This is a genomic window from Metallosphaera cuprina Ar-4 (genome assembly GCF_000204925.1).
In the GTDB taxonomy this organism is placed as follows: Archaea; Thermoproteota; Thermoprotei_A; order Sulfolobales; family Sulfolobaceae; genus Metallosphaera; species Metallosphaera cuprina.
This window is the reverse complement of record NC_015435.1, coordinates 1,177,320-1,204,090: the sequence shown is the minus strand read 5'-3', so window position 1 is coordinate 1,204,090 and position 26,771 is coordinate 1,177,320. Positions and strand designations below refer to the sequence as shown.

Genomic DNA, 26,771 nt, shown 5'->3' with positions numbered 1-26,771 from the left:
ATTCATATGAACAAATGTTTAAATAATAGAAAGGGTATAAGATAGTTGATGTAAAATGAGAATAAACTTAAAGAAAGATGAGGGATTAAGGTGTGAAAATTGTGGAATGAAATTGAATGAAAATAACATTTACGTTAGAATAATAAACGATAAAGAACATTACTTCTGTTGTTCCCACTGCGCTGATAAGTTTGAAAATAGCCTAAAGTGACACCTTATTGAGATTTAGCGGTGGATTGAATGGAGGATCTGGTTGTGATAGGTTACGGTGCTGCAGGATTCGCGGCAATTATAAGGGCCAACGAGTTAGGTGTGAAACCTACTTTAATTGGTTATGGAGAGATTGGGGGAACTTGCGTTAATGTAGGGTGTGTTCCCTCAAAGAGGATGTTGAGAATAGATGAGTTATATAATTACTCTTCTAAGATTGCGAATAGAACTATATTTCCGGATTTTTACGAAGCGTTTAAAGATAAGCGAGAGATCGTAGATTCATTACGTAAGGAGAAATATGAAGACGTGCTAAATTCCTACGACGTAAAGCTCTTAAAAGGTAAAGCCCATTTCGTTTCTCCAAATTCGATTAAGGTTAACGGAGACGTCATAGAGGCTAAGAGGTTTATAATAGCTACAGGCTCATCTCCAAACGTACCGGAGATAAAGGGGTTGGAAAAGGCCGGATTCTGGACTAATGTTGAGGCTCTATCCCCTGACAGGAAGATATCATCGTTAGCTATAATCGGTGGTAGAGCGTTAGCTTTAGAGTTCGCTCAAATGTATAAGAGGTTGGGCATAGATGTTGTAATTCTCCAGAGAAGTGAAAGAATATTACCAGATTGGGAGCCGGAGATCTCAATCGCCGTTGAAAATTACTTGGAAAAAGTAGATGAAATACCCATCTTTACGAACGTTAGGGTTAAGGAGATCGTGAGAGGCGGAGAGAGCAAGATTATAATAACAGATAAGGGAGAGGTCGAAGCTGATGAGATATTGTTAGCGACTGGAAGGAAGCCTAACGTCGATCTTAATTTATCAGCTGCGGGCGTCGAATTAAACGATAAGGGTGGTATAAGAGTTGACGAGGAGTTGAGAACTACGAATCGTAGCGTCTTCGCCGCAGGAGACGTAATAGGAGACTTGATGTTAGAGGCTTTGGCTGGTAAGGAGGGTTCAGTCGCTGCTGAGAACGCACTACTGGATTCCCATAGGAGGATCGACAGGCTTAGCGTACCGCAGGCCGTGTTTATAGAACCTAACGTAGCTAGGGTTGGTTTAACTCAGAGGGAGGCGAAGGAGGTCGATTATAGGGTAGTAAAAATGGAGAACGTAGCTAAGGCTAGGATATTAGGAGAGAGTCAAGGTTTAATAAAGATGATCATAGACAGGGAGTTTAGAAGAGTATTAGGTGTTCAAGCGTTTGGAAAGTACGCCGCGGAATTTATAAACGAGGCGGCCTTAGCCATTAAATTTAGAGCAACTGTGGATGATATAATTGATACAATCCACGTCTTCCCCACCATGAGCGAAAGCTTAAAGATAGCCGCGATGTCATTCAAGAGAGACGTAAGTAAGATGAGTTGTTGTGTAGATTAACTTCATGATGAAATTATTTTGTTTTTAGAATCTTATTAAGATATGTGCCAAACTAAGTGCCGGTAAGGGCTCCAAAAGATCCCTTTGACTCTTTCATCGCATTTTGACCTTGTGTGAACGTAGCTATAATCAGGTATTGCGATTTATTGATTTGAAGTGAGCGAAGCATGGCTATCAGTTTGTGTTACCTTGATTCCAGTTAGAGTCTGGTAAGGCGATTGATTATCGCATTAAAAGCGCTTTTTAGAAAAGTTAGATCGCTACATAATCGCAAAGGGCGTAGGTTAAAAGCCAGTGGGTCGATCAGATGCTCTACTCGTTTCGTGAAGCATGAACGAGTCTAGATGTGGTCGATTGAGGGAGTACGACGACACAAATCTCCTTGAAGTGGGCATCACTTTACCATTCCGTGGACATGAGGAGGTAAAATGTGGAGAACCCCATGAGCAGGTCTTCAATCCTAAATAGACTTACCTCTTAGGGTCAGTATTTAAATTTAGACGATATTTACATGATTTATGTCATCTCTCTATGAGAGCATCAAATCTTGGGAGTTTAAGCCTTACCGAAGGATGGGAGTTACTATAGATGAGGAGATGTTTTACGCTAAGGTTTTGGCCAGGTTCGTTGACGCTTTGATTCCTAAGAGAGTGTTGGACCTGGGCTGTGGTAATTGCCTCTTCACGCTCGTTTTGAAGTCCACTTTCCCCAAGATCGAGATAAGTTCTTTAGACCTTTGGAACGACGAGATGACCATAGGGGATGTGAAGGGTTACATGAAAGGCGTAGATGCGAACATCATTCAAAACCTCTTTCCCCTCCCATTCAGGGAAGGGAGCTTTGACCTGGTTTACGCCCCGCTTTACTTCTATAACGTAACGAGGGAGAGAAGGGACGAGCTTGCTGGAGAGGTTTACAGAGTGGTTAAACCGGGCTCGTTTGCGATGATAATAGACCTTGAGATAGTGAGGAACCTAAGGAAGTCCTTCATGAAAGTTGGTTTCAAAGAGGTAAACTACTACGCGAACCAGGGGGTCTTTTTTTCGCTCATGCAAAAGTCAGCCCCTTCTTTCTCCTCATAGCTCAGCTGAAACACGGCTCATCACGTTTAGCTTGTACCGTAGTATTTCCTACATATCTCCGCTCCCATCCTTTCAGGATCTTCAAAGTAGTTAAGCTCACCTAGGCCTCTGCTGTCCAGCTTCTCAGGGAAGGCACTATACAACTTATCAGTTGAGGTCCCGGTGTCTCTAAGAACGTAAACTGCCTTCCCCATACTGTAGGCCATCAATATCTCAGTCATAGTCCCAGCTTCCCCGCCCAGACTGACTAGTATGTCTCCTGACCTGGCTATGAAAACTGATCTACATCGAGGATCGCATCCAGTCTCTACCCTAATTATTTCGTTAGGCATTATGAAGTGCTCAGTTCCTTCAGGTAGGATAGCAACTACCTTGTTCCCCTGAAGTATGGACTCATCCGCGACAACCCTCATTAACCCCCAGTACCCTCCTAAGATTATTACAGGTTTGCTGCACTTAGAGATGGACCTTACGAACGCTCTGGCCTTCTGTTCCAACCCTGGATCCGGTTCATCGCTTAACGCAGCTACGCTAATTTGCATATTAAAACAATCAGCCCAGGGAATAAAAAGAGATCGTAAATAGCTTTAACCCTAGCTGAGGGGCTTTCTAAGCACGTCATGTGAAAGGGGCCCTATACGGTTTGCAGAAGTTCACTACTCTCCTTAACGTACAGTTCTGGAGTTAACGGTAAGCGAGGCTCTTGAGAGGAGGAATTTCAGAGACCTCCACGGTATACATTAATGTCAAGCTGTCGTTTATCTTTTGAGAGGTTCGAGTTACGCGCTTCCAGCGCGTTGTCATCTCGCAAACAAACGTAATGGGACATCTGGCGTTGGGCTCCTTAGCTTAAGGTTTCCCAACGTCGTTGAAGCCCATCACCCTAACCTAGAACCTGGATCAAGGGGGTTTAAAGGCCTCCTGATGCTGAGGTCGATCTCAAGAATTTATTTTCACTTTCTCAATTCATGAAGATGGATAGGCGATTTTTCCTCGCGATAGGTTTCGTTTCAATGTTGTTCTGTTCAGTGTATCAATACTCCTGGAACGAGTTCATGCCTCTCATGGTCAATCAGTTTCATGAGACCGCATCAGCAGTGGAGGTAGCCTTTGCCCTCTTCGTTGTGTTCTCAACATCGTTTCAAGTTTTGAGCGGGAGGCTCTCCGACATTAAGGGTCCCAGGTACGTTGGACTTTTCGGAGCCCTAGCCCTATCTTTAGGTCTCATTTTAAGCTCCTTCTCGCCCAACGTTCAGGTTTTCTACTTAACTTGGACTTTAGGAAGTATCGGGGAGGGGACTCTCTACGGGCTATCGTTAAACCTAGCGTTAAAGTGGTTCCCTGAACGGAGGGGCCTCATAACCGGCTTGGTATCTATGGGCTTCGGGCTCGGAGCAGCTCTATTCAACCCATTTATAGCTTTTGAAGGGGACTTCAGGACCCCAACGCTTCTCATAGGTCTCTCTGCCCTTCCGTTAGCCTTACTCTTCTCTTTAGCAAGGTATCCAGAGAGCTTGGAGGGTAAGGAAATTGGAGTAACGATAAGGGAGAGCAGGTTTTGGTTAATCTACGCGTGTTTCGCTCTGTCCTCCGTTCCCCTTCTAGTCATCTCATCCTCGCTTTCTCTCCTAGGAAACTACTTAAACGCTCTAGATTACACCGTTGCAACCGTCTACTTCCCTATAACCAGCGGTTTGGGTAGACCTCTATTCGGTTATTTAACCGACAAGTTGGGAAGAATAAAAGGGATAACTTACGTCCTGATAGGAAGCCTCGTTGGGGTATCCCTTACGCTCTCGGGGTACTTGAGGGAGGGTCCGGAGCTTTTGATAGGAGTCGCTTTGATAGGGATCACAGGAGGGGCCACCTTTCCACTTTACTCTGCTTTAGTTGGAGACATTTACGGGCCGAAGTACTCAGCCTCATCAACCTCAATTCTCTATACTGGGAAGATAATATCAGGCCTCTTAGGAACCGCTTTCTCCTTCTTTTTCGGGTTCAATCAGGATCTGGCCTTCATCCTCCTATACTTAAGTAACTTAGTTTCGTTTATAATATTAATGATAATTAAAAAAATTTCACTTTCTCCTTAAGGTTACACCTATTACCCCTATTATGGCTAAAATTAACGCAATTATCCCTAGAGCTATGCCGTAGTTCGCAAGCGAGTGAACGGACGATAGGCCGGATTGGACCGTGCTGTTCAGATCATTCAACCTCCCGTTAAGTGACTCTATTTGATTTGAGAACACTACGTGTTGCGTGAACGTGGTGTTAAGCCCGTCAGGCTGCTCAGCCACTACCTGAATCTCATGTGTCCCATCTGGGTAAATTAACGTGTTCAGAGTGACGTCATGGGTCCCGTTAGTGGTGAACGTTCCTATTACGTTACCGTCTAATTTGACTATCACCATGTTAACTTCTCCCTCTACTGAGATAGGGAAGCTAACGTTGCCCGTCAAGTTCTGATATGGTTTCAATCCTATCTGAACTGTTGGGAGGGAAGGGTAGACGTTAACTATCACGCTGTTCATGGGTGAGACTAATGACGAACCTGCGATTAGGTTCTGCACGATAGAGTTAACTAGGGTGACCGAGCTGTTAACTAGCACCAGCTTGTTCGCCTGCACGTCTATCATGGTCGCCTCAGTGTTAACTAGAGTCAAAGTTCCAGAGACGTTAGAGGATGAGATCGTAACGTGGCTGTCAACCAACGTGTTGTTACTTATGAACAGATCGTTGATTAATTCCCCGTTAACTCTAAGGGTTACGTTTGAGAACGCCGCGTCGTACGTTTGAACGGAGCTGTAGGAGGGATCGTTCTGGATTAGCGTGTAGGGCAGAACGAATAGGTTCCTAGAGTAGGATAGGGCAGTCGAGGTCTCCGCGCCGTACGCTGTGACTCCAGTCGCCAAAACGCGGAAGGGCTCAGCGTAATATGAATTTCCTAGGTAAGTGAAGTTACCCAATGAGAGGGTTGAAGGTAACGTCAAGTTTCCGGTCCAGAGCCCTAGACTAGAGTTATACCATAGGGGTATCTCCATTAACGTTGAGATCAAGCTGTATTGACCGCTTAACACCATAGGGAACACAGTGGCGGAGAACATCCCGTATTTTACCGGTTCACCGTTAACCGTTATGTTCGCCCTTACGAACAGAGTCGATCCTTGGATAGCGTAGTCCGAAAAGCTCAGCCCGACTTTCGCCTGATCGCCTACGTAAATTTGCCCGTAGTAGAAACCGGGTACTACCTGACCTAGCGTGTAGGAGTCGTATGACGCTAAGAGCAGGACCGTGTAAAGTCCTGGTCTGGCGTTGCTTGGAACCGTTAAGTAACCTAAGTATCCCGTAGTGGAGTAAAGGATCTGAGATTTCGACACGACGTTTCCATCGAATAAGAGCTCCGCGGTCAAGTTAGATCCCGTGGGTATGTTGCTTAAGGTAGAGGACGGAACGTTAGCCGGAGGAGTTAAGGTCCCTTGTATTATTATCTGTTGTCCAGGGTATACGGTCCCAGGTTCGGCTATGGTGGGAGGGAGAATCATAATTCCGGTCAGACCTATACCGTTGAATACGGCATCGTAACCGAAGGCGTTTGTTGCCTCGATCAGGAGGGGTCCCGCAGGTTCGTTACCCAATATTACACCGGTCCACGCTCGGTATACTGGATTGAAAGTTAGGGTGGTTTCGTTGACTAGCGTGTAGGAGTTGTTGGTGATGTTATAAGAGTAAACGTTCAGGTTGATTGACGTTAGATTAGAGAGCTGTCCGAAGACGTTCGTCACGTTAGCGATCACAGGTATACCGGTCCCGCTCCATACGGTGGAGTAAGGTGAAGGGAGGAGGAACTGAACGAAATACCCTGAGAAAGCTTCAGTCATCCCGTAACCGCTTCCCTGTGTGGATCTCCCCCACACGGTGATGAAGGTCACCCCAAGGTCGTTCGTTGGGACGGTAAATTCAGCTGTCCACTCACCAACCGATGGATTGAAGGTAAGAGGTAACGTCGTTACGTTCCCGTAAACCGTGCTCAAGGTGACGTAAAACTCCCCAGAGTTCACCATCGAGGAGTTCATGGTTATGTTAGCCTCAACTTTTATCAGCTGTCCTGGGTAGAATGTGTTGTTCGAGACGTTTACCATTATGGAGAGAGAGGGCTTGATCTCATTGTAGAGCGAGGCGAAGTTCCCCACGTTGAGCTGTCCAAGCCCCGTAACTAAGTTGTAACCGTAGGAAGCAGTCCACGGAATGTTGTAGCCGAAAGTTATTGGGTAGAAGACTTTCGAATAAGCGCTCTCCTGTAACTTATAGAGAGCGGGGTTGATGTTACCTAGTCTAGTGTGGTCGTATTGCATGACTATTGTTAGCAATCCGGCCATGAGGGGGGAAGCTTCGCTTGTGCCTCCAGATATTGCGGTGACGTTGTTAGGACAGACTATGAATATCCCTGGGTAGACATCTGCGTTAGCTGAGACGTCAGGGATCTCCCTCCCTCCTGGATAACCTTGAGGGGTTGTTAAGCCCCATTGATAGTAAGGCTTGGGTTCCACCTGACTTATCCCTCCAGTGCTCCCTCCGTAGTTGACGTTAGGTGGCACGAAACCGTAGTTTGACCAAGCCGTGACGTTAAATGTGAACCCGTTAAAGGTCAGGTAAGTTGTGGTTCCCCCTACGGCTGTGACAAACGGGGAGGTTGAAGGGTACCCTACAGACCCTAGTGGACCCGCGCTGTATCCGCTTCCTCCTCCGTCACCGCTCGACGCTAGGAAAGTGATCCCCTCAGCGTTCCCCAGGGCGTAATATTGATCCGTCTCCACCACGCATTGATAAAACTGAGATGAGGAGAAAGTTGGGAAGAGTTCGTCAGGTATTGAGAAGCTCTGCGAGAGCGTATCCACCGAGTCCTGAGAGACGATATTGGCGATAATCGATGAGAGCGGTAGGTTAGGGTTGGCCACGTAAAGGACGATGTTAGCTCCTGGAGCCATCGCGTGAGAGGACTCCACGTCCAGACTAATCTCTCCAGCCCAGTTTGTCGTTATCCCTAGGTTAGGATTGTAAGGTCCTATCGGTATTACGGAGAAGTTTGGAGGGGAGGGTATGTCGTACAGCTTATCAAAGTAAGAAAGCTGTTGCTGAACGTAAGGATCTCCGTAGAAATCAAGTATCCCTATGGTGTATCCGCTCCCATTTATTCCGTTGGAAATCAGGGAGGACACGTTGTAAACTCCCCTCAAGCTCGTCACACTGTAACCCTCAATTGGGCTCGTTACGTTGACTGAGCCTATTTTCTTAATCAGTTGATCTACGTCGTTCTGAGTGAAGAGAGTGGACGGGTGGGAGAATAGGATCGCCGATAAGTTGCTTGATATGACTGAGGCAGGAATTTTAGGCGTCCCGACGGAGGTGTAATAGTACGTTGTACCGTTATCGATTAGGACGTAGTGGACTCCTAACGCTCGGCTCAACTGGGACGCCGTACCCTCAACGACTATAACAGAGTTCGCTGCCGTAAACAGGACGTGAACGTCCTGGCTCCTTAAGTAAGACATGATTAGGTCGAACTGAGAGGTGGGATAGAACATCTCCTCAGCTTGTTTGGGCGTTAAGAACTTGTGATAGAGCGACGAACCTGGGTTGTTAACTTCCTCAGCGTAATAGTACAGTTCATTTAAGTTCCTCAGGGGAATGTAAATTGAGGCGATGACCTGGGCGTTTCCGATCAGGGGACCTTCGTGAAAGCCAGAGGGCAAAGGGTTCTCTGCAGGAGAGTACTGGGCGAAAGTTATGTTTATACTAGGTATTAAAATAGAAAAAATTGTTATCAAAAGAACTAATTGCCCTAGAATTGTTTTAACCATTGAGAAGATTGTTCTTAATAAGTTAAAATCTTTTTCATTTAATATTGAAAGATTAGAGACCGGGCTTACGTCTTTCGATTAAAACATAGGAACGTCTTGGATAAGGTAGCTTGAGTTCTCCTTGAGATCTAATGAGTTTTGGGAGTCTTAACGTAACGTGATGTTTAGCCTGATCTATCTCAGCAGGAGAACTCATAAAGGTCGGGGGAAGTTGGGAGCCTTCAATGTTCCCGTCCTCGTGATCATCTGAAGATTTCTCCTTTTTAAGTTAAAAACCCTTCATTGACCTAAAAGACGTTTAGATGAACGGTGATCATGTGAGCCACCTAAGAGGAATGTAGTTAATAACTGAGTTAAAAAATGGGTTTACGGACTAAGAGTTTGAGCGAGAAGGTAATAAATAAGGGATTAAAAAAGTTAGGGATTAGCTTTAGTTTTAGCTTATGTGTTATGTTTAAGTATAGCTGCTGTTGGTCAGTATGCCTTGTGTTGTTAGAATTGGTGAGAGACTGCCTTCAGTCAAGGCGATGGAGATTGGTACTGAACCACCGGTGTTAGTGTTAGCTAGAGTTAGTGGTAGATGAGTAACGCCAGATATAGAAATATTTACAACGCCATCATAACCTGCTGGAATAGTTAGTGGTTTAATTTTTATATTACCAGCTGTCGCAGTTATGTTAGCTACAGTAACGCTTTGTATCGTTGCTGGGTTACTCCCCGAATTCTTGATAGTAACATTAACAATTATAGTGTAGGGGCCACCACTTGGCCCTGTCACAGAAACCTGAGGAGTCCCTATTACTTGTGCCTGTCCTCCCGAGCTTCCGAACGAACCGAAGAGACCGAAGGCGAACACCGCAACGGCTAACGCTAACGCGACGCTAACTATTACCAAGATTAGAGCGGTTACGGCTCCTGATATTGCCCTTCTTGACTTGAGGATTCTTCCCATTTCTTATCTGGACTAATTAAGCAGTTTGTTCTATATAAATCTTTATTATTAGCTAACACAGAATACTAATCACAACTTAGCCCATAAAAATCCAAGGCTCAATTGCTAACCTAGAGTGCCCTTCTCCCAAGCAAGACGTAATCTGGAACGTTAACCCTACGTTAATCTACTTTATTATACTCGAAGCCTTACTTTTCATATGACTTGGAACTTCAAGAGCTCTAAAGTTGAGGTGAAGGACGCGCCTCTCTGCGTCGTTGACGAAATAGAGAGGCAACTTGAACCCCTTTTTAAGAAGGCTGGAATGAGAACGGGTCACGGTAGCGAGGCTCACAGGCTGGTGAGCGAGGTCGTGATAAAGGTGCTCCAGGAAAGGAAGGAAACGATAGATGACGTCAAGAGGAAATGGAACTTAAAGGAGGTAGACGAGATCATAAGGGAGATAGAGGCTGAGGCTAGGAGGAGAGGGCTAGGATCCTAAGCCTTGTAAACGACTCCCCTCTCCTCGACTCTGATCTCCTTAGCTACTTGGCTTAGGATCGACTTAGCGGTGATTGAGTTGAGCGTAACGTTAGTTGGCCTCACCTCACCTACCTTACTCATCAGCTTCACAACGACCTCCTCCGCCGTAGCTCCATACGATATGGAGTCCTTAACCCAGGACACGAGCTTCTCGGCGTAACTTATGTTAAACTCTAAAGTCTCGCTCATCTTCCTCTTCTCTTGGATCGGTCCGTGAGATATCACGACGTTGTTTAAGGACCTCATCATCTCCTTTATTACCTGAAGGGAGTCGAGGGCTGCCCAAAAGTCAAGGTAAAAGGGGAAAACGAAGGACTCCAAGATCTTCCTTCCGAAGAACGCGTCCCCAGCGTAAAGTAGGTTGTCTAAGATGTAACCCGAATGTCCTGGAGTGTGTCCAGGTAACTTAATGACCTCAACCTCGGGGTCACCTGACGTTGATATCTCGTCCTTAACCAGGTCGTACGTGAAGATAGGTGAGTCCTTAGAGGAAAATCCGTAAGTCATAACCCTCCTACCCAGCAGAGAGAGCGCCCAGAGGTCCTCCTTAGGTAAATATTTGACCTTGCTCGGTCTGAGCAACCCGGCTATGTGATCCATGTGACCGTGGGTTGCCAGTTGGACCTCCCCCTCTAAGTTTAAGGAGGAGAGCTTCCCACCGAGATCCACGACGACCCTCCTGTCGTAAACTAGAACGTTGGGACTGCCTGGGAAAACCTCAACGGAGTTAGAGAGCTTCATACAGATAGAGAATGAGATGAGATTAAAGTTCTTTAAATTGAACTAGTCACGTGAGATTGAGGAAGAGTTAGGGACTGAACGAGGATAGCTTAGAAGAGAGCGTTATTGGTATATGATGAACGTACGAGAGCGCCCCGGACATCAAGTGAAGATGGAGGACGCTTGGGACATTTCAGTGTAGGGAAAGACCTCCCCTTTAACGCCAAGCGAGCTGAAACCTAGTTCTTAAGGTAATCCCGTTAGAGCTCGTGAGCCAAAGTGGAGATAAAACTTTGAGAAGTCTCAAGGGAAGCAGGACGTGAGCACCTCTTGTGAGTTGGCTTAAACGGGGTTAGAGCCATCATCGAACTACCGAAAAGCTTAACTTTAAATCTTATACATCATGATTCATGATGCCGCGGTAGTATAGCCCGGTCAAGTTAGACGCCGAGAGTATGCAGGCCTCTCAAGCCTGTGGCCCGGGTTCAAATCCCGGCCGCGGCACCACTTTTTAACACAAGGAAGTGAAGGCGTTCTCAAAACCTGAAATTTCACTAAGACGTGTATTGGGTTTAAACCTTAAGGTACCTTTCGGCACTTGATTAGCCCGCGTTTCGACCTCAACGGGACTCTCATGAAATCCGACCGTGGAGCGCTCATCAACTCCACCAACGCAAACGGTTACCTAGGAGTGTCAAAGGAGCTTTTCGAGAGACCTTACAAACCTAAAGGACCTGACACTTGAGTTTAGAGTTCAGATGTATAGGAATTTATCTAGATTAAAATAAAGCGTAACGTTTCTTGATCCCTGTCTTTCGGAGATTGAGACCTTGAATTGACAGATATTGCGTTCCCTCCCTAAGGGCTCTGCAGAGTTTGTCAAGCTCTCCTTCCCTTAAATTCCCATTTTGTTCTCACCATTTATGCAACTTCTAAAACTCATGGAGGGCTACCCTGACATACCAAAGGAGGTAATAGTTAAGGAGGACGTTCTCCTTAAGGGATTGAGCTTCTCGGATTCGGCTCTGTCTCAAAGCTATCAAGAGAAGGCGTACTACCTCTTCACGTTTGATCCGGACAACCCCGAGAAGGTTAAGTCAAGAGGTAGGGTGATCCCTCAGGAGATCATGATCTACGGAGGCCCTCTGAACCTTAGGAACACGGTTATACAGTCTAGGCACTCTCTTTCCTCTCCCTATCGCGTTGACCTAGTCGAAGGAGAGCTCTACCTTCTTCTCAATGACGAACCGTTAGCTAGGGTTAAACTGGCGCCGAAACCTAGCTATTACGGTAGGACCCTAAGTAACGGGATGAGGGTTGAGGAAGTCGCCCCCGCAATTTACTGGGGAGAGACGGCCGACGTTACGGCCTTTAGGATTTGCGAGTACTGGAACGTCAATCAGCAGTGCAAGTTCTGCGACATAAACGAGAACTTCAAATCCTGGGGATATCTAAGGGATAAGCTGGGCGCCGTCGTCCCCCCGGACTTGGTGGCTGAGGCGGTGGAGCTTTCATCAAGTAGCGTTAAGAGATACCTCATAACGGGGGGAGCTATAAGGGACTACAAGAAGGAGGTCGAGTTTTACTTAAATTACGTGAGGAGAACTGAGGAGAGCCTGTCCAGAGATATACCGTTAAGGCTTAACGTTCAAGCCCTCAGACGTGAGGACTTGGAGAAGTTTTACGAGCTTGGGGTCGACTACTATCATCCTAACTTGGAGGTTTGGGACGAGAGGCTCTTCTCCCTGCTCTCACCTGGCAAGGAGAGAAACGTGGGGAGGGAGGAGTGGCTTAGGAGGACAGTAGAGGCTGTTAAAATCTTCGGAGTGGGTAACGTGAGCCCTAACTTCGTGGCTGGAGTTGAGATGGCGTACTCCGATGCCTTTCCGTACGGCTTTAGGAGAGTTGAGGACGCCGTAAAATCAACCTCTCAGGGCATTGAGTACCTTATGTCCAAGGACGTTACGCCTAAGTTCGACACATGGGGCTTAGAACCTAGATCCTGGTTAGGCATGAGCGGAGCTAAAGCTCCACCAGTTGAGTACTACCTTGAGCTTTACAGGTCTTACCTGGAGTTGAAGAAGAAGTACGGTATGCCCTGGCCCGGAGGTTTGGGGGAGGCCGGACCTGGAGTCTCTAAAGTTCCAGCTTCAGGCTTCATGGACGTTAGTAACTGAAAAGTGAAGCGAATTGTTGAAGCTTAAGGCTCCTAGATCCTTTAAGTGTAACTAAAAGTGTAGGCGGTTCGGTCTCAATCACCTCGAGTGAAGGCACCTTTATAAACAACTGTAACAAGTATAGCGCGTTAAATGAGCTCCTACAAGGCAATTGAACAACGCTCTTTCATGAACTTGAAACGATCAACAATTGGACACGCAAGCGAAAACGTGATTCAAACCTCTTTATTAACCCCTCGCTAACTCATGGGGCACCATCTGAAATCAGCGCCTTTTTTATTAATTCCTTAGCTACGTTCGTCCCTCTTAGGTCGCTCACGTGATTTAGCCCCTCTTGAACTAAACGTCCTTTGTTACGATCAATGAAGGGTTTCAATACAAAACGATCTAAGCTCGCGTGATGGGAGTGAAGGCTGGGGGGCTCACAACTTCCCCTGACCTTTACGTGCTCTCCGATCGAGTTAGAGAGGCTGAATAACACGTTACGTCAAGACTTAGACTTTCTCATACTTTCCAACTTCATTTGACGATCGAGGCTCTCAGAACTTGAACTTGACCTTCCCATCCTCCAGGTAAACTACCGCGCTGAACCTCTTCCCGCTCCTGGACTTAAACCCCCTCATCTTCAACTCCTTTCCCTCAAAGAGCGCCTTGGCCTGTTTGAAAGTTATCCTCTTCCCGGCTATCTCCCTCCACACCACGGACTTACACTTGACGCACTTCCATCCCCTTTCGAAAGCCCTCACCTCCCCTCCACACTTACACGTGATCCTTCGCTTAGGGAGGTACTCATCGAGGAATCGCTTAACCTCCTCCATCCCGGTTCCGGGCACCTCCACTCCCAAGTCCTTAGAGACCATCTTAGCTAGGCTCAACATCTCAGGTGTGGCCCTGTTCTCCACCTTAAACTCCTCCTTTAACAACTTGACGACCTCCTCCCTAGTGAACTCCTTTATCTTCCCGATGAACTCGTCATAACCTTCCCTTCCCCTCCTCTTAACGTAGATCTCTTCTAACTCCTTCTCCCACTCTGAGGTCATGTCGGGGCTCGTCACCTTACTCGAGGCCAGTTTCTTCACGAGTTCCCTTCCCTTCCCCGTAGACCTCAACGTCTTCCCCTCCCTCCTCACGTAATCCCTCTCTATTAGCGTCTCTATTATACCCGCCCTGGTGGCTGGAGTTCCCAACCTAAGCCTCTCCATCTCTCTTAAAAGCGTGGACTCCGTGTACCTAGGAGGGGCCTTCGTCTGTCTAGCCTCTACCCTCACCTCGTCCTTTCTAACGGACCCGCTCGGCAGAGGTATGGGGTTGTCCTCATGGGGGTAGAGCTCCATCCATCCTAACCTAACGTTTCTCTTCCCCTGAGAGAGGAAGATCTCCCCGTCTAACTGGAGGTATAGTCTCTGCACTTCGTACTCGTAGTCCTCCATGAAAGCCCCCAAGAACTTGCGTAAGACCAGATCGTATATCATCCTCTCCTGTCTAGGTAAGTCATCCTTGGCTTTGTCCAGAGGAATGATCGCGTGATGATCGGTCAGCCTTGAGGAGTCGAAGACCCTCTTCCCCACCCTATCAACCCTAGGTATCAGTTCCTCCCTTCCCAACCTTTTTAGAACTTCCTTAGCCAAACCCTTGTTGTTATCCCCTAGGTATCTGGCCTCCGTTCTGGGGTAGCTTATGAGTTTGAACTCTTCGTAAAGTCTCTGCGCCAGGTCGAGAGTTCTCTTCGCCGTGAAGCCGTAGAGCACGTTAGCCTCTCTCTGGAGTGAGGTCAGGGAGTGAAGGAGCGGAGGCCTCTCGCTCCTCTCCTCCTTGTCAACCTTCAAAACCCTAGCGAAGCTCTCCTTCTCCAGTTTTGACACAGTTCGCTCAGCCTCATCCTTCCCCAATCTAGCCTCAACACCATCTCTCAGCATCACCCCTTCAATCCCCTCAAACTTCCCTAGGATTACGTAATAGGTCTCGGGCTTGAAGCTCTCGATCTCCTCGTCTCTCCTCACTATCATAGCCAAGGTTGGAGTTTGAACCCTACCCACGCTCCAAACTTCCCCGCCTCCAGCCTTAAGGGTTACCAATCTCGTTAAGTTTATCCCCACTATCCAGTCCCCGTTCTGTCTAGCTAGGGCGCTAAAGTAGAGATCGTCAAACTCAGACGAGTCCCTCAATCTCATGAACTCCCTTCTCACCACCTCGGGCGTGAGGGCCTCAGACGTCCAAAACCTCAAAACCCTACCCTTAAAGCCCAGGTAATCCAGAACCTCCCTAACTATTAGCTCCCCCTCTCTACCCGCGTCCCCGCAGTTGACCACCTCGCTGGCCTTAGACAAGAGGGTTCCAACGACCTTTAACTGCCTCTCCTTCCCCGGTATCGCCTTGTACCAGAACCTCTCCGGGAAGAAAGGCAAGTCCTTAAGGTCCCATTTCCTTGGGGCTAGATCACCTATCTGGAGGAGATGTCCGTAAGTCCACGTAACCAGGTTTTCCCCTACTACGAGGTAACCCTCCTTTCTTACAGGCTTACCCAGCGCTTTGGCTATGTCTCGCGCGACGCTGGGTTTCTCAGCTATTATTAGCCTCAACTGGCTACACGCGAGCGTTTCTTCCCCTAACGTAGGGGAGATGTAGTTGGTAGTGTAAGGCTATGAGGAGGTCCCTCTCCGTAATTATCCCCTTTGCCCTCCCCTCCTTATCCAAGACCATGAGGGCTCCTATCCCCTTAGTTATTAGGAGAGCTGCTGCTTCGTTAGCTGACCTCTCCTCGTCTATCGTTATGACCGGAGTCTTCATGACGTCTTTAACTCTTCTGGAGAAGAAAAGCTCAGGTTCTAATTTCTCCACCATCTTAGCTGCAGCCTTCACGGCGTCGGCCGCGGTCACTATCCCTACTACCCTCCCTTCCTCATCTATAACCGGCAACCTCCTGAAGCCCCTCCTCAACATCTGCCTCACTGCCTGCTCTAGGAGGGTCTCCTTAAACACCGTGTTCACCTTGGGAGTGATGAAGTTCGAGATAGAGAACATTTGATCCAAGTCCTGAAACATGAGGAGGAAGTCCCTCTCCGTGACTATCCCCACGGGCCTCTTCAACATGTTCACAACAGGGAGCGAACCGAAGTTCCTCGTTACCATGATCGTGATGGCCTCCAGAGCGTCCTGGTTCTCCTCGATGACCATAGGGTTAACGGTCATGTAGTTTGAAACCTGAGAGACGCCCATCTTATAGATGTCAGCTTGAGTACAGGAGGTGGGACAGAAACTAATGAGAACTGAGAGTAGGTCCCTGGTGGAAAGCAGCCCCTTCACGACCTCGTCTGCGACTATGACCCTGCCCAAGCCCCTATCGTTGACCTTCTTGAACGCCTCCTTCAAACCGTCATTTACCGAAACCACTGGAGGGTTGGTTATCATCAAGGTTTTTACTAACATTTTTCAATACCCTACAATGCTTCTCTTATCCACGCTAATAAGGCTTTAATGAGATTGACAGAAAGCCTCCAGTTAACAAGGTTAAATGACGCTCTCCACAGGTAGGTTGTAATCGTATCTGGCTATGTTGATTAGATCCCTCTTGATCTGTTCCATCGATACCTCCCCCTTTAGTCCTGACGAGATGAGCTCCCTGAATTCTTGGGGAACGTAGTCCATCCTAGGCTCTATCGAATAGAAGTCCTTCAGGGCGTCGGGCCTCCTCTCGGGTGAGGATATGGCCTCTTCTATCTCCCTCTCCAACCACTCAGGATAAGGGAAGTTATTGGTTAACGTCACGTACAGAGAGACGGTGAAGGAGTAAACGTCCATCTCAGTTTCGGCTCTCCCCCCGAACCTCTGTTTAGGATGAGCGTAATAGGGGGTGTAGTGGATTACGGGAGAGCCTATCCTGATCGAGCTACCCAGGTCGGAGAGCTTAGGTGTGACCTCCTCCCTCAGGAGCTGAACCTCAGCCTCCTCACCGTACTTAGAAAGGGGCTTATCGAACAGAACGTTTGAGGGCTTTATGTCCGCGTGTACGAAGCCCTGTTTGTGTACGTGAGTGACTGCCTCAGCGACCTTCGAGTAGATTAGAGACACGACCTCCCCCCACTTCACTGAGTGCCTTAGGCTCGAGTACTCCTCATCGGCGAGTATCCTCCTCAAGTCCCCCCCACTCATGTACTCCATGACTATAGCGGGAGGTGAGCCGTAGTAGTCCGTCCAGTTCTCGTCGATGAAGTTAGCTAATATCCTAACCATGTACTTACTCCCTTTAGAGATCTCCTGCATCTTAGCCACCTCGTAAAGGAACTCGTCCATCTTGTACTCCCTCTTCATTACCTTTATGGCGAACTTCCTGGAGTTCTTCTCACCTAATAGGACGTAACCCATGCCCCCTCTCCCTATAACGGAATGTATCTCGTAGCCGTACAGAACGTAACCTATCCAATCGTCCGGGTCGAAGTCCACCCTGCTGGACGTAAAGGGTAGGGTCTTACTGCAGGCCTCTACCACGCCTTCCCTGCAGGCGTACTGATACTCCCTGATGGCGTGAGGAGGTGAGTTCAAGGCCTCGAAAGCCTTCCCCCTCAGGTAGGCCAGTGGCGCGGTCCTCCTCATCTTCTGGGCCTCGTCGAACGTTTCTAACGCCCTCTTGGGGTCTCTCTCTAGGAGAGTGGAGCCTAAGATTATCAGGTTCTGAAAGCTCTTGTTCCTCTTTACGGCCTCCTCAAAGAACTTGATTGCCTCCTCCATCTTGTTCTTCTTCAGGTAATGGAAGCCCAACCTAACAGCTGGAACGTCGTACGTGGGTAAGACGTTCAACGCCTCCATTAAGAGTTTGGGGTTCCCTTGCCTCTCGTACTCAGAGATGAGGGAGTTAGCCTTAGAGATTAACCTGGCCTCAAGCTCCCTATACTTCTCCTCAGAGAAGAAGGAGTAGATCTTCAAAGCCTCCAGTTCCCTCCCTACCCTCTCGTAGCACTCAGCGGCAGCCAGAGACTCCTCCGGGAACCTCTCGTCTAAGGAGGAGAAGACCTCTATGGCCTCCTCACATTTCCCTAACTTAGATAAGGAAATGACGGACTGTCTCATAACCTCCTTGTCCTTATACTTGTCTAAGGCGAACTTCACGACTTCGTAGCTGTCAAAGGAGTTTAGTATTGACCTCTTGTCGCCCCTCAGGAAAGGTCTCCCGTTAATCAGGTCGTAGGTTAACCCCTTTATTAAGGTAGGGGGGTTGAAGAGTGCACAGGCCGAGTCTGAGGACTCAAATATAGCTACGAAGTTGGGATGGAACTCCTTTAAAATCCCTGAGAAGTACTTTATCCTCTCGCAAGAGTAGAGGGGTACCTTCGTGAACTTTATCCTATCGTCTTGGAGCGAAACTACGTAACCCACTACCGGGTCCTTAGCCTTCACTCTTTCCCTTAACTCCTTTATCTCTCCATCGGACACTAGGAATGACTTATCGTTGAGTGTGAAAGCGAACGCCACACTTCATAGCTTGTGGTAAAACTTTATCAACAGTGCGGCTTAGTATTACCCAACAGTTTGGGAGTCAATCAGGGTTTTAGGAAGCTGTAGATTACCTAGGTCAGGAGCCCACGTCATAGGACTCGGCTATCATCAACTGAGCTTCAGGATCGAACTCTCTGAACTTCTTAATCTTATCTGAGACCTCCTGTATTGAGTTTCCTACATTTACGAAAACCCCAGCGTTCTTATCTGAGACCTCTCTAAACATCGTTGACTGGAAGAACTTCTTGGCTATTTCTACCTTCTTGGTGAACACGGCGTACATTATTATCCCAGAGCTGTTGATGTCTACTATAGGAACAAGCCTAATGAACTCCTTCTTGTATAGGTATCTCAAATGCCTTCTCACAGTCTTAGAGGAGACCTTTAGTCTCTCGCTGAGCTCAACGGGGGTCATAGTTGGGTTCTCCTTCAGCACTGATAGCAGCTTCATGTCAAATATTGAAGGATTGTAGGGAGTTTGTTCAGGGAAGTAAATCATTTCAGGCTCTCCAAGATCAGCAATCATATCATTTATCTTGCTCTTTAGAGCTTCCATAGAGTCCGCCTCCACTTCGTAAACGTTCAAGTGCTCAATGCAGTTAACCTTGAAGACGTATTCTCCTTTCCACTCCTTCACGTTGGGGAAAGATACGTAACCGTGGTACTTCCCGTAAAAGTTTGGATTAACGTAGAGGGCAACTCTCTTAATTATCTTATCTTTAGTCATCCTCTCAACCCTGTAGTTAACCGCAGGAGGGGAGATGTTAAGCTCCTTAGCTATCTTCCTTTGCGAATATCTGAAGTCCTTCATCAGGTAAAATATTATCTTTTTGTTTACTTCATCCATGAGTTACTACCTCAGAGTTATATAATATGACTTGTCCAAATTATACTTTTCTTTTGTCCCCAATTTAGCTAAGATTGAAAGCAAATATATCAAGGGTATCGCGCTTTAATACTTTTCGGAGGAGGATGAAATTATGGCCAGGAGAAGTTGCCCGGTATGTAAACAGGTCGTTGATGAGAAGCTTACTAGGGAAGGTAACGTAGTTACAAAGTCCTGCCCGAAGTGCGGAAAAGTGTTCATCTCTTACGAGATCGGTAAGGGCTACCTTTCAGCGAAATGAGATCGAAAAACGAACTTTTTTCTATGAAAGACTTATTTTGAGCTTATCTAAAGTTCTCTTGATATGACAGGTACTCTAACTGAAAAAATACTCTCTAGAGCCTCTGGAAAGGCGGTCTCTCCTGGGGACGTGATCGAAGCAAAGACCGACATCGTCGCTTTCCACGATCTAACGGGCTATCACGTGATTGAGGTGATGGAGAAGGCTAACATGGTGAAGATATTTGATAAAGCTAAGGTAGTTGTAGCTTTCGATCACTTGTCTCCTCCTCCAGACGTAAGGAGCGCTGAGATACAAGGTAACATAAGGAAGTTCGTTAGGGAGAACAAGTTGCCTAACTTCCACGATATAAACGTAGGCATACTGCACGAGTTGCTCATAGAGAACTACGCTTTACCAGGACAGGTTATAGTAGCTGCGGACAGCCACACCACGACCTCTGGGGCGGTGGGAGCGTTCGCTCAGGGGATGGGTGCCAGTGACGTTGCGGCAGCTGTGATAACTGGTAAGACCTGGTTAGTAGTTCCTAAACCGTTTAAGGTGAACCTAAAGGGAACTCCAGGGGAGTGGATAAACGGAAAGGACGTAGCTCTGGAGCTTCTAGGTAAATTCAAGGCGGACTACTTCAACGGGATGTCCATAGAGGTTTTCGTCGAGGACCCGAAGGCCTTCCCAATGGATTACAGGGCAACGGTGTCAAATATGGGGATTGAGATGAACGCTGACACGTTGATGTTCGTCCCCGACGCTGAGACTAGGAACTTCATAAAGGGGATGAGGGGAGTGGAAGTGGAACTCATCACTCCAGATAAGGGGGCGAACTACGAGGACGAGTACACTATTGAACTTAACAGAATGGAACCTTTAGTCGCGGCTCCGTACAGCGTAGATAACGTGAGGACTGCAAGGGAAGAGTCTAAGGTACCCGTTGATCAGGTTTACATAGGTTCATGCACTAACGGTAGGATATCCGATTTCGCGATTGCATCTAAGATACTAAAGGGTAAGAAAGTCAAAACCAGGTGTATCGCCATTCCTTCATCATACGAGATGTTTAAACAGGCCATGAACAGGGGTTACATAGAGGACTTGGTAAACGCTGGGTGCGTAGTGACTTACGGTACGTGCGGACCTTGTCTGGGAGGTCACTTCGGCGTTGCGGGTCCTGGAGAAGTCATAGTCTCAACGAGTTCAAGGAACTTCAGAGGAAGGATGGGAAGCAACGACGCTAAGGTTTACCTCTCTGGTCCCTCCGTCGCAGCTGCTAGTGCAGCCACGGGCTACATAACAGATCCGAGGGATCTTCAATGATAGTTGAGGGCACCGTGCTTAAGTACGGAGATAAGATAGACACAGACATAATCATCCCAGCAAGGCATCTGAAGTATACCGATCCAGCTTATCTAGCTCAACACGCGATGGAACCGTTGGACCCAGAGTTCTACAAGAAGGCATCTAAGGGCGTGATCGTGGTGGCCGGAAAGGTGTTCGGCATGGGTTCCTCAAGGGAACAGGCAGCGATAGCTTTGAAAGCTGCGGGAGTTAAAGCGGTGATAGCTGAAAGTTTCGCTAGGATATTCTATAGGAACTGTATAAACAACGGTCTGCCCTTAATAGTCTTACCTAACGTGACGAAGGAGATCAACGAGGGTGACTTCGTGAAGGTTAACGTGGAGACTGGAGAGGTTACGGTGAACGGGAGGACACTTAAGGGAAAGGGAATCACGGGGATGGCTCTTGAGATACTCAAATCTGGAGGGATAATGGACTATCTGAAGAAAGTTTCAGTTTGAGAGTGGGACTCAACTGAAATAATTCGGCTTTTAATCTTTTAAAACAATATTATCCACATGAAGATCACTTACTTCCTACTCTCCCTCGTTTTTTGGTGCTTCGACTTCCCTGTTAGTTTAGGTGTCTTAAGAGAGGTTTACGGAGTTCCCTCAACGTTCACGGTAATGGCCTTAGGATCCATAGATTACTTAGTTGAGTTGTTCGTGGTTTTAGCCATCTCTTCCTTGATAAAGAGGATTCGTTTAGGTGAAGGTTAGCTGTACCGCTCTAACTCCCTCTCCTAAGTTTACAGGTTCTCCGAGCCTCTTCAGGACCCTCTCTAACACCGCAATGGTAGTTATCACGTCGTTCTGGTTCACCCAACCCATATGACCTATCCTGAAGTATTTCCCAGCCAAGGCGGGGTGGACTCCAGGAGCTAACTCCAATCCCTCTGGTATCACAGCCTTGAGGACTTCTGCTGGGTTGACTTTCTTCACCATAACGGCAGTCACTGTGTTGCTGTAAGCCTCAGGTCTCTTAGCTACGATGTCCAGGCCCATACTTTCTATTCCCGCTCTTATACCTTGTGCCACCCTCTCGTGTCTCTTTATTCTGTTCTCAAGGCCCTCCTTCTCAATTAATTCAAAGGCCTTGGCCAACATAAATATCAAGTGAACAGGTAATGTAGCGAAGTACGATCCCTTTTCGTCCTCTAAGTTCCTCATCACGTCTATCCAGTTCTTCAGGTTGAGGTAATATCCAGCTACCGATTCGTCTGAGAGCCTCGAAACCGCCCTTTCAGACAGGACGAGAAGCCCAGCTCCGGGCGGTACGCCTATAGCCTTTTGACTCGCTGTGAGGTAAACGTCTATTGAAAGTTCTTTGGTCTTGACGCTCTCAGCCCCAACGCTGCTCACCCCGTCCACCGCTATCAGCTCAACCTTATCCCTTATTCTCTTAGCTATCTCAGCTATCGGGGCTCTGACGCCTGTGCTCGTCTCAACGTGAGTCATAGCTACCAAAGTGTACTTCTCCTCCTTTACGGCCTTCTCCACATCATCTGGCTTTACGTACTCTCCAGGCTCCGCCTTGATGACGTCAACCGCGACAGAGTACCTGTTAAAGATCTGCTTCCATCTGTCTCCAAACACGCCGTTCGAGACCACAAGTACCTTGTCTCCCCTCCTCAGTAGGGAAGTAACGCTCTCCATGGCTGAGGTACCTCCTCCAGGGATTATGAAAGGTTGGTAGCTCTGGTCCGCCCCCATTAGTTTCCTCAAGAACTTCATAGAGTATGACATAGCGTATATGAACTCCTGGGAGGTGAAACCGGTGTCACCTCTGAGTCCCGCCGCTAAAACTTCATAGTCTATTGTAACTGGACCGACATGCATGAGGATTTTTCTTGTCATAGGATAAGACCGAATTGAAGCCTTTTATCTCTTAGTATCCCATACGATTCGTAAGTGAGCGCTTGACGTCTCTGGAGAGCGTTTAGATTTCGTCCACCAAGACCTTAGAACTGGATCTCGCGTGTACATTAACCACAGATGGAAGAGTCTCGTAGTTAAGACGTTTTACGATAAAGTCGATTTGAAAGCTGATTTTCCGAGCTCACAAGCTCGCGTAGCCTTGGAGAGAACTCTCAAGTTAAGGTATAACGCCACGGAGGATATGATTGGGAGTCCGTAATAAACTAATGAGAAGTATGTGGATGAGGACAGCAAAGCTAGAATAGAAGGTGACAGTATTGGAAACGAAAGAGCAACGCTATACAGAACGATTGAGGGCAGGGCCAAACAACAGGAGGTCCCTGAAACGATCCCAAGAGCGGGAAGAGTTATGATGCTCCTCGCAGCTTTAGTCTCGGTTACGTTATAGAGCTTAAAGATCGCTCTGACGTTGAGCCCTAACAGGTTACCTAACACTGCTCCAATGAAAAGCGTGAACGGGACGACAATAGCCTCATATCCCTTGAATATAACCCAGAAAGCGAAGGCTTGGGAGACCCAAAGGGGGAAATAGACAGGTGGAGTAGGGACCTCGAATCCGAAACCCGCACCGATTACCTGATCTGAAGCTTGTTTTAAACCCCCCGGTTCAAGGATCCCCAAAACGAAGCTATAGAGGAACGAATGGTACAACAGGTAGATAACTAAAGTTAAGTAGTAGACCTTTCCTCTCCCCCATCCCACCTTTTTAAAAACCAGTATTCCCAGCCCTGTCCAGAACGAGAGGGAGGACAGTGCGGCCAGAGCTAGAGGAAGATTAAGTCTTTCCATTAACAAGAAGAGCACAAAAGAAAAAGAGATCAACGATAAGGAGTATTTTATCATCTCTACCTATAATCTCCTATTAAGGTTAGATGAATTTTGGTATAAGTTTTTATTTTCTTCCACAACCGAGAACTCATGAAAACTTGGATAATAGCTGTAATTGTTATTGTGATAATAGCTGGGGCAATAGCGTTCATTCTCACTCACGGTCCCCCTCACGCATCAAAATATATCAACACGTCAAACACAAGCTCGTCCTCTACTGAGGAGATGACTTCAACCAACGTGACAACTTCCAACGTAAGTAGTAACTCGAGTATGGAGGCCTTACCGCCGGGGGCAATTGAGCTAAATTATAACGCACAGAACAAGACGGTATTTATATATCTCTACGCCTCCCCGACCGCTGCAAACCCACTGAACTTTAACGGGACCACTGAGGGGCAGATGAAGATCTATATCCCAGAGAACTGGAGTATTCTCTTCACCTTTTATAATCCTGAGCCTGTAGGTCACGCCTTGGCCGTGGTGGATAACAACACACCGATTCCGAACCAAGTTCAGCTCTCACAAGATGGGAAGATCATCTTTGAGATTGGGTACAATGGAGGGTCAGGAATCTACAACGGGGAGACGGTCTCAGGTCTGCTTCACGATCTTCCTCCAGGCTACTACTGGATAGCTTGTCCCATTCCCAGTCACGCGGAGAGCGGTATGTGGGTGGACCTGATATCGACTAACGTAACGGTGCCGTATGAGGTATAAAATAAAGATAAAAAACAAAAAGTTAAGTTAACGATATTTGAGATAGCAAGGATTTGATTAATGATAACAACTTAACTATCAATCCTTCAACTATCTTTCTGTAGAAGAAGAGGATTACGTATCTCACCTTGAGCACAAAGTATATTTTCCTTCCTATTTTCTCCTGGTCATACAAGTTTTTTGCCAACCAAGAGGATGAAACTGAACTCCTTAAGTTCCTAACGAAGGATAGGAAGTCCTTCACCGTCATCATGAGCTCCTTCGTATTACTCTTCTTTAGCGAACTCACGTACTCCTCATATCTCAGCTTAAGCAGATTGGCATCCAATATGTCGTTAAACGATGGGTTAGAACTGTTGGGCGTGTAAGAGTTAATCATCTTAGATATATTGTTATTTAGTAATACAATTTAAGATAGGTGGCGTAATACGGAGAATGTAGGTCCTTTAAGAATAATCAAGGTTTACATATATTAAAAACCTATTATCATCAGATGTTCTAAGAGGAAAAAGGGGAAATGAGATTTGAACAAAGGGAAATGAGATGGAAAAGGTTTGCGGAGATATGCCTTAAGTTCAGCTCCGACACGTTTTACGACTATCCCTTATTTAACGCATTGCAGATAGGGGAGATTGAGACCGAGCTTGAGGAGATAGTAAGCCAGTTCTTCGTCGACAGGCTCGTCATGAAGGGAAGGCCGTATAAGGCTATTAAAGGAACTTTTTACTTTGATGATGAAGGGGCTACAGAAGGTTACGAGAACGGCACTATTGCGTTTCAGGTTATCTATAAGGACAGAGAGGAGTATGAGAGGGAGAAGGCTGAGATATTAAAGGGTCTCCAATCCGACCCTGAGGGGATAGAGGAGGCCGAAGTTTACGCTTTCATAACTTCTCTAATGGAGTTCACGCTCTATGCGTTTTTGAGGACAAGGTCTAAAGGGGAGCCCGATTGCTTGCAGAGGAAGAGGTGCTACATTTCGTTAAAGTACAGCTAACCCAAGCTTATCTGTGAGGCTAACCCTGCAATAACTCCATTAATTAAGTTAAAAGCTATAACCAAACCAATGTAAGCCTGAAGGTACCCAGTGCTTATTGCGTAAGGTAAAAGCGAAAGGATTAGATAACCGGCAGAGGTGTAAATAGCTAGGTTACGCGCCGAAGTCAACTCGCGAACTATGGCGTTACCTCTTATCGGAAGGACGAACAAAATCAGAGCCAAGAGTATTAACACTTGGACTACTCCCTCTAATGGAGAAACGATCAACGACCTTATTGGCGCGATGGAAAATTCGAAGGGTGGATAGAATCCCTTAACGATTAGGGAAGATAAAGCCATTATCACGGTTAAAACGAAGGAGTACCCTATCCCCGCTCCTATGCTCCAACTAAGCGCCCTTGGGTTGATCCTGCTCGTCCTTCTCAACCTCCTTTCCGCCCATTGAGAATTGAAGTAATCTTTGAGGCAAGTTAACCAACGTAGTGAGGTTGGGGTAATACGGAGTTCCTATGGCCATGTTTACGCTCGCTGGGTTTCCCTGCTCTGTTAAGACTCTAGCCAACCCCATCCTGACTGCCTTCTCAACCTCCAATCCAAGATCTCTAAGCTGGATTATCCTCCTTAGCTCTGGGTCCTCAGGGATAAGTCTGGTCACTCTCACTGAGATCAACTCAACCCCTAACTCTGCCAGGAACTGCTTTAGGGCTCCTGTGACCGCAACTGATATGTCCCCGAACTTCTTATATACGTCGACTAGCTTGACTTGGTTAAGTATAGAGCTTACCTCCTGATCTATTATTGGGGAGAGGTAGCTAGCTAGTTCACCGTCCTTAAAGAACGCTCCTGCGAACTGAACGTTGATCACGAGCTTTGACGGATCGGTAATCCTATAGTAAACTGCAACCTCATAGTCGAGGGGAACCAGATCATCGGTTTGGCTTTTACCCTGAATCCTAACCTCGTGCCTTGTGGTAGATACGAACAACGCTACGGTGTCAAATGGAAGTTGGTTGTATCTAAACCTTGACATGAATGAGGAAAGTGGGTTCTGCGGTGACTGAATGTTGTGAGTTCCAGGAGGTAGAACGGCTTGAACTTGCCCTTGAATTACCACCACGCAGTTCTCTGTAGGTTGAACGATAAAGAGAGACTTGGAAGTTATCTGCTCTTTAGGATAACGAAAGATCAGAACGTCAGGGGCCATTAGAGAAGTACCATCTTCCCTTTCGGTGCTTATTACTTGTCCTCTAAATTGGAGAGACATACTATAGCTTATTACTCTATATTTTAAATCTTTTCGAAAATTTTTGTACGTAACCCGGCTCAGCGGAGACGTCGATGAAGCTCAACCCACGGTTCCGGTACCTAACGATCATACAGTATCTAGCTTAGTGGGGACTTGACAACCATGACTTTCAAAGGAAGAGCTTT

26 protein-coding genes and 1 tRNA gene are annotated in these 26,771 nt (G+C 47.0%); 14 read left to right on the top strand and 13 right to left on the bottom strand.

What is annotated here, in order from left to right:
• The first annotated feature begins 55 nt into the window (after positions 1 to 55).
• The 4 genes from MCUP_RS09875 (at position 56) to MCUP_RS06210 (ending at position 2,675) form a co-directional block, all read left to right on the top strand.
• Positions 56 to 211, top strand: coding sequence for an eL24 family ribosomal protein (locus MCUP_RS09875; protein ID WP_013737928.1), 156 nt, complete (start codon positions 56 to 58; stop codon positions 209 to 211).
• A gap of 29 nt (positions 212 to 240) precedes the next feature.
• Complete coding sequence (merA, locus tag MCUP_RS06215) at positions 241 to 1,593, top strand: mercury(II) reductase (protein ID WP_013737927.1); 1,353 nt, start codon at positions 241 to 243, stop codon at positions 1,591 to 1,593.
• Positions 1,594 to 1,923: 330 nt separating this feature from the next.
• Entirely contained in the window at positions 1,924 to 2,061 is a 138-nt protein-coding gene (locus tag MCUP_RS10030) for a hypothetical protein (protein WP_158305261.1), read from the top strand.
• Positions 2,062 to 2,111: 50 nt separating this feature from the next.
• Positions 2,112 to 2,675: a class I SAM-dependent methyltransferase gene (locus tag MCUP_RS06210; protein ID WP_013737926.1), complete on the top strand. Its 564-nt coding sequence runs from the start codon at positions 2,112 to 2,114 to the stop codon at positions 2,673 to 2,675.
• 26 nt (positions 2,676 to 2,701) lie between these two features.
• Here MCUP_RS06210 and MCUP_RS06205 read toward each other — a convergent pair whose 3' ends face one another.
• Complete coding sequence (locus MCUP_RS06205; protein ID WP_013737925.1) at positions 2,702 to 3,217, bottom strand: SLOG cluster 4 domain-containing protein; 516 nt, start codon at positions 3,215 to 3,217, stop codon at positions 2,702 to 2,704.
• Between the two features lie 432 nt (positions 3,218 to 3,649).
• On the opposite strand from MCUP_RS06205, the gene MCUP_RS06200 reads away from it, so the two are divergent.
• Positions 3,650 to 4,768 carry an MFS transporter gene (locus tag MCUP_RS06200; RefSeq protein ID WP_048057756.1) on the top strand — a complete coding sequence of 373 codons (1,119 nt, stop codon included), beginning with the start codon at positions 3,650 to 3,652 and terminating at the stop codon, positions 4,766 to 4,768.
• Here MCUP_RS06200 and MCUP_RS06195 read toward each other — a convergent pair.
• Positions 4,754 to 8,536: a S53 family peptidase gene (locus MCUP_RS06195; protein WP_048057542.1), complete on the bottom strand. Its 3,783-nt coding sequence runs from the start codon at positions 8,534 to 8,536 to the stop codon at positions 4,754 to 4,756. The two genes, MCUP_RS06200 and MCUP_RS06195, sit on opposite strands and share 15 nt — an antisense overlap.
• Before the next feature lie 454 nt (positions 8,537 to 8,990).
• Complete coding sequence (locus tag MCUP_RS06190; protein WP_013737921.1) at positions 8,991 to 9,488, bottom strand: hypothetical protein; 498 nt, start codon at positions 9,486 to 9,488, stop codon at positions 8,991 to 8,993.
• Between the two features lie 199 nt (positions 9,489 to 9,687).
• On the opposite strand from MCUP_RS06190, the gene MCUP_RS06185 reads away from it, so the two are divergent.
• Positions 9,688 to 9,969, top strand: a complete 282-nt coding sequence (locus tag MCUP_RS06185) for a hypothetical protein (protein ID WP_013737920.1) — start codon at positions 9,688 to 9,690, stop codon at positions 9,967 to 9,969.
• Here the strand turns inward: MCUP_RS06185 and MCUP_RS06180 are convergent.
• Entirely contained in the window at positions 9,966 to 10,751 is a 786-nt protein-coding gene (locus MCUP_RS06180; RefSeq protein WP_013737919.1) for an MBL fold metallo-hydrolase, read from the bottom strand. The two genes, MCUP_RS06185 and MCUP_RS06180, sit on opposite strands and share 4 nt — an antisense overlap.
• Positions 10,752 to 11,145: 394 nt before the next feature.
• Here MCUP_RS06180 and MCUP_RS06175 point away from each other — a divergent pair.
• Both MCUP_RS06175 and MCUP_RS06170 read left to right on the top strand, forming a co-directional pair.
• Positions 11,146 to 11,237 (top strand) — tRNA-Glu (locus tag MCUP_RS06175).
• A 416-nt stretch (positions 11,238 to 11,653) separates the two neighbouring features.
• Positions 11,654 to 12,907, top strand: a complete 1,254-nt coding sequence (locus MCUP_RS06170; protein ID WP_013737917.1) for a radical SAM family protein — start codon at positions 11,654 to 11,656, stop codon at positions 12,905 to 12,907.
• Between the two features lie 539 nt (positions 12,908 to 13,446).
• Here MCUP_RS06170 and MCUP_RS06165 read toward each other — a convergent pair.
• The 4 genes from MCUP_RS06165 to MCUP_RS06150 all read right to left on the bottom strand — a co-directional run bounded on the left by MCUP_RS06165 (position 13,447) and on the right by MCUP_RS06150 (position 19,244).
• Entirely contained in the window at positions 13,447 to 15,486 is a 2,040-nt protein-coding gene (locus tag MCUP_RS06165) for a type IA DNA topoisomerase (protein WP_013737914.1), read from the bottom strand.
• Between the two features lie 4 nt (positions 15,487 to 15,490).
• Positions 15,491 to 16,333, bottom strand: coding sequence for a CBS domain-containing protein (locus MCUP_RS06160; RefSeq protein WP_013737913.1), 843 nt, complete (start codon positions 16,331 to 16,333; stop codon positions 15,491 to 15,493).
• Between the two features lie 81 nt (positions 16,334 to 16,414).
• Positions 16,415 to 18,373, bottom strand: coding sequence for a protein kinase domain-containing protein (locus MCUP_RS06155; RefSeq protein ID WP_048057541.1), 1,959 nt, complete (start codon positions 18,371 to 18,373; stop codon positions 16,415 to 16,417).
• Positions 18,374 to 18,473: 100 nt separating this feature from the next.
• Entirely contained in the window at positions 18,474 to 19,244 is a 771-nt protein-coding gene (locus MCUP_RS06150) for an Lrp/AsnC family transcriptional regulator (protein ID WP_013737911.1), read from the bottom strand.
• Between the two features lie 133 nt (positions 19,245 to 19,377).
• On the opposite strand from MCUP_RS06150, the gene MCUP_RS10080 reads away from it, so the two are divergent.
• From MCUP_RS10080 to MCUP_RS06135, 4 genes are all read left to right on the top strand, one after another.
• Complete coding sequence (locus MCUP_RS10080) at positions 19,378 to 19,524, top strand: hypothetical protein (protein ID WP_013737910.1); 147 nt, start codon at positions 19,378 to 19,380, stop codon at positions 19,522 to 19,524.
• A 63-nt stretch (positions 19,525 to 19,587) separates the two neighbouring features.
• The gene (locus MCUP_RS06145) at positions 19,588 to 20,835 is read left to right on the top strand and encodes a 3-isopropylmalate dehydratase large subunit (protein WP_013737909.1); all 1,248 of its coding nucleotides are present in this window, start codon (positions 19,588 to 19,590) and stop codon (positions 20,833 to 20,835) included.
• On the top strand, positions 20,832 to 21,317 hold the full coding sequence (locus MCUP_RS06140; protein WP_013737908.1) for a 3-isopropylmalate dehydratase small subunit: 486 nt from the start codon (positions 20,832 to 20,834) through the stop codon (positions 21,315 to 21,317). The genes MCUP_RS06145 and MCUP_RS06140 overlap by 4 nt, the downstream gene beginning before the upstream one ends.
• Before the next feature lie 57 nt (positions 21,318 to 21,374).
• On the top strand, positions 21,375 to 21,575 hold the full coding sequence (locus tag MCUP_RS06135) for a hypothetical protein (protein ID WP_013737907.1): 201 nt from the start codon (positions 21,375 to 21,377) through the stop codon (positions 21,573 to 21,575).
• Here MCUP_RS06135 and MCUP_RS06130 read toward each other — a convergent pair.
• A complete protein-coding gene (locus MCUP_RS06130; RefSeq protein ID WP_013737906.1) occupies positions 21,561 to 22,712 on the bottom strand; it encodes a pyridoxal-phosphate-dependent aminotransferase family protein in 1,152 nt (383 codons plus the stop codon). The two genes, MCUP_RS06135 and MCUP_RS06130, sit on opposite strands and share 15 nt — an antisense overlap.
• Before the next feature lie 165 nt (positions 22,713 to 22,877).
• A complete protein-coding gene (locus tag MCUP_RS06125) occupies positions 22,878 to 23,582 on the bottom strand; it encodes a hypothetical protein (protein WP_237697970.1) in 705 nt (234 codons plus the stop codon).
• Between the two features lie 129 nt (positions 23,583 to 23,711).
• On the opposite strand from MCUP_RS06125, the gene MCUP_RS06120 reads away from it, so the two are divergent.
• The gene (locus MCUP_RS06120; protein WP_013737904.1) at positions 23,712 to 24,341 is read left to right on the top strand and encodes a sulfocyanin-like copper-binding protein; all 630 of its coding nucleotides are present in this window, start codon (positions 23,712 to 23,714) and stop codon (positions 24,339 to 24,341) included.
• A 22-nt stretch (positions 24,342 to 24,363) separates the two neighbouring features.
• On the opposite strand, the gene MCUP_RS06115 is transcribed toward MCUP_RS06120, so the two are convergent.
• Positions 24,364 to 24,720 carry a hypothetical protein gene (locus tag MCUP_RS06115; protein WP_013737903.1) on the bottom strand — a complete coding sequence of 119 codons (357 nt, stop codon included), beginning with the start codon at positions 24,718 to 24,720 and terminating at the stop codon, positions 24,364 to 24,366.
• A gap of 138 nt (positions 24,721 to 24,858) precedes the next feature.
• Between MCUP_RS06115 and MCUP_RS06110 the strand changes: the two genes are divergently transcribed.
• Complete coding sequence (locus MCUP_RS06110) at positions 24,859 to 25,338, top strand: hypothetical protein (protein WP_013737902.1); 480 nt, start codon at positions 24,859 to 24,861, stop codon at positions 25,336 to 25,338.
• Here MCUP_RS06110 and MCUP_RS06105 read toward each other — a convergent pair.
• Both MCUP_RS06105 and MCUP_RS06100 read right to left on the bottom strand, forming a co-directional pair.
• A complete protein-coding gene (locus tag MCUP_RS06105) occupies positions 25,335 to 25,766 on the bottom strand; it encodes a hypothetical protein (protein WP_013737901.1) in 432 nt (143 codons plus the stop codon). The genes MCUP_RS06110 and MCUP_RS06105 overlap by 4 nt on opposite strands.
• Positions 25,729 to 26,604 (bottom strand): SPFH domain-containing protein, encoded by an 876-nt coding sequence (locus MCUP_RS06100; RefSeq protein WP_013737900.1) that lies wholly within the window; start codon positions 26,602 to 26,604, stop codon positions 25,729 to 25,731. Before MCUP_RS06100 ends, MCUP_RS06105 begins: the two co-directional genes overlap by 38 nt.
• Positions 26,605 to 26,771: the final 167 nt, after the last annotated feature.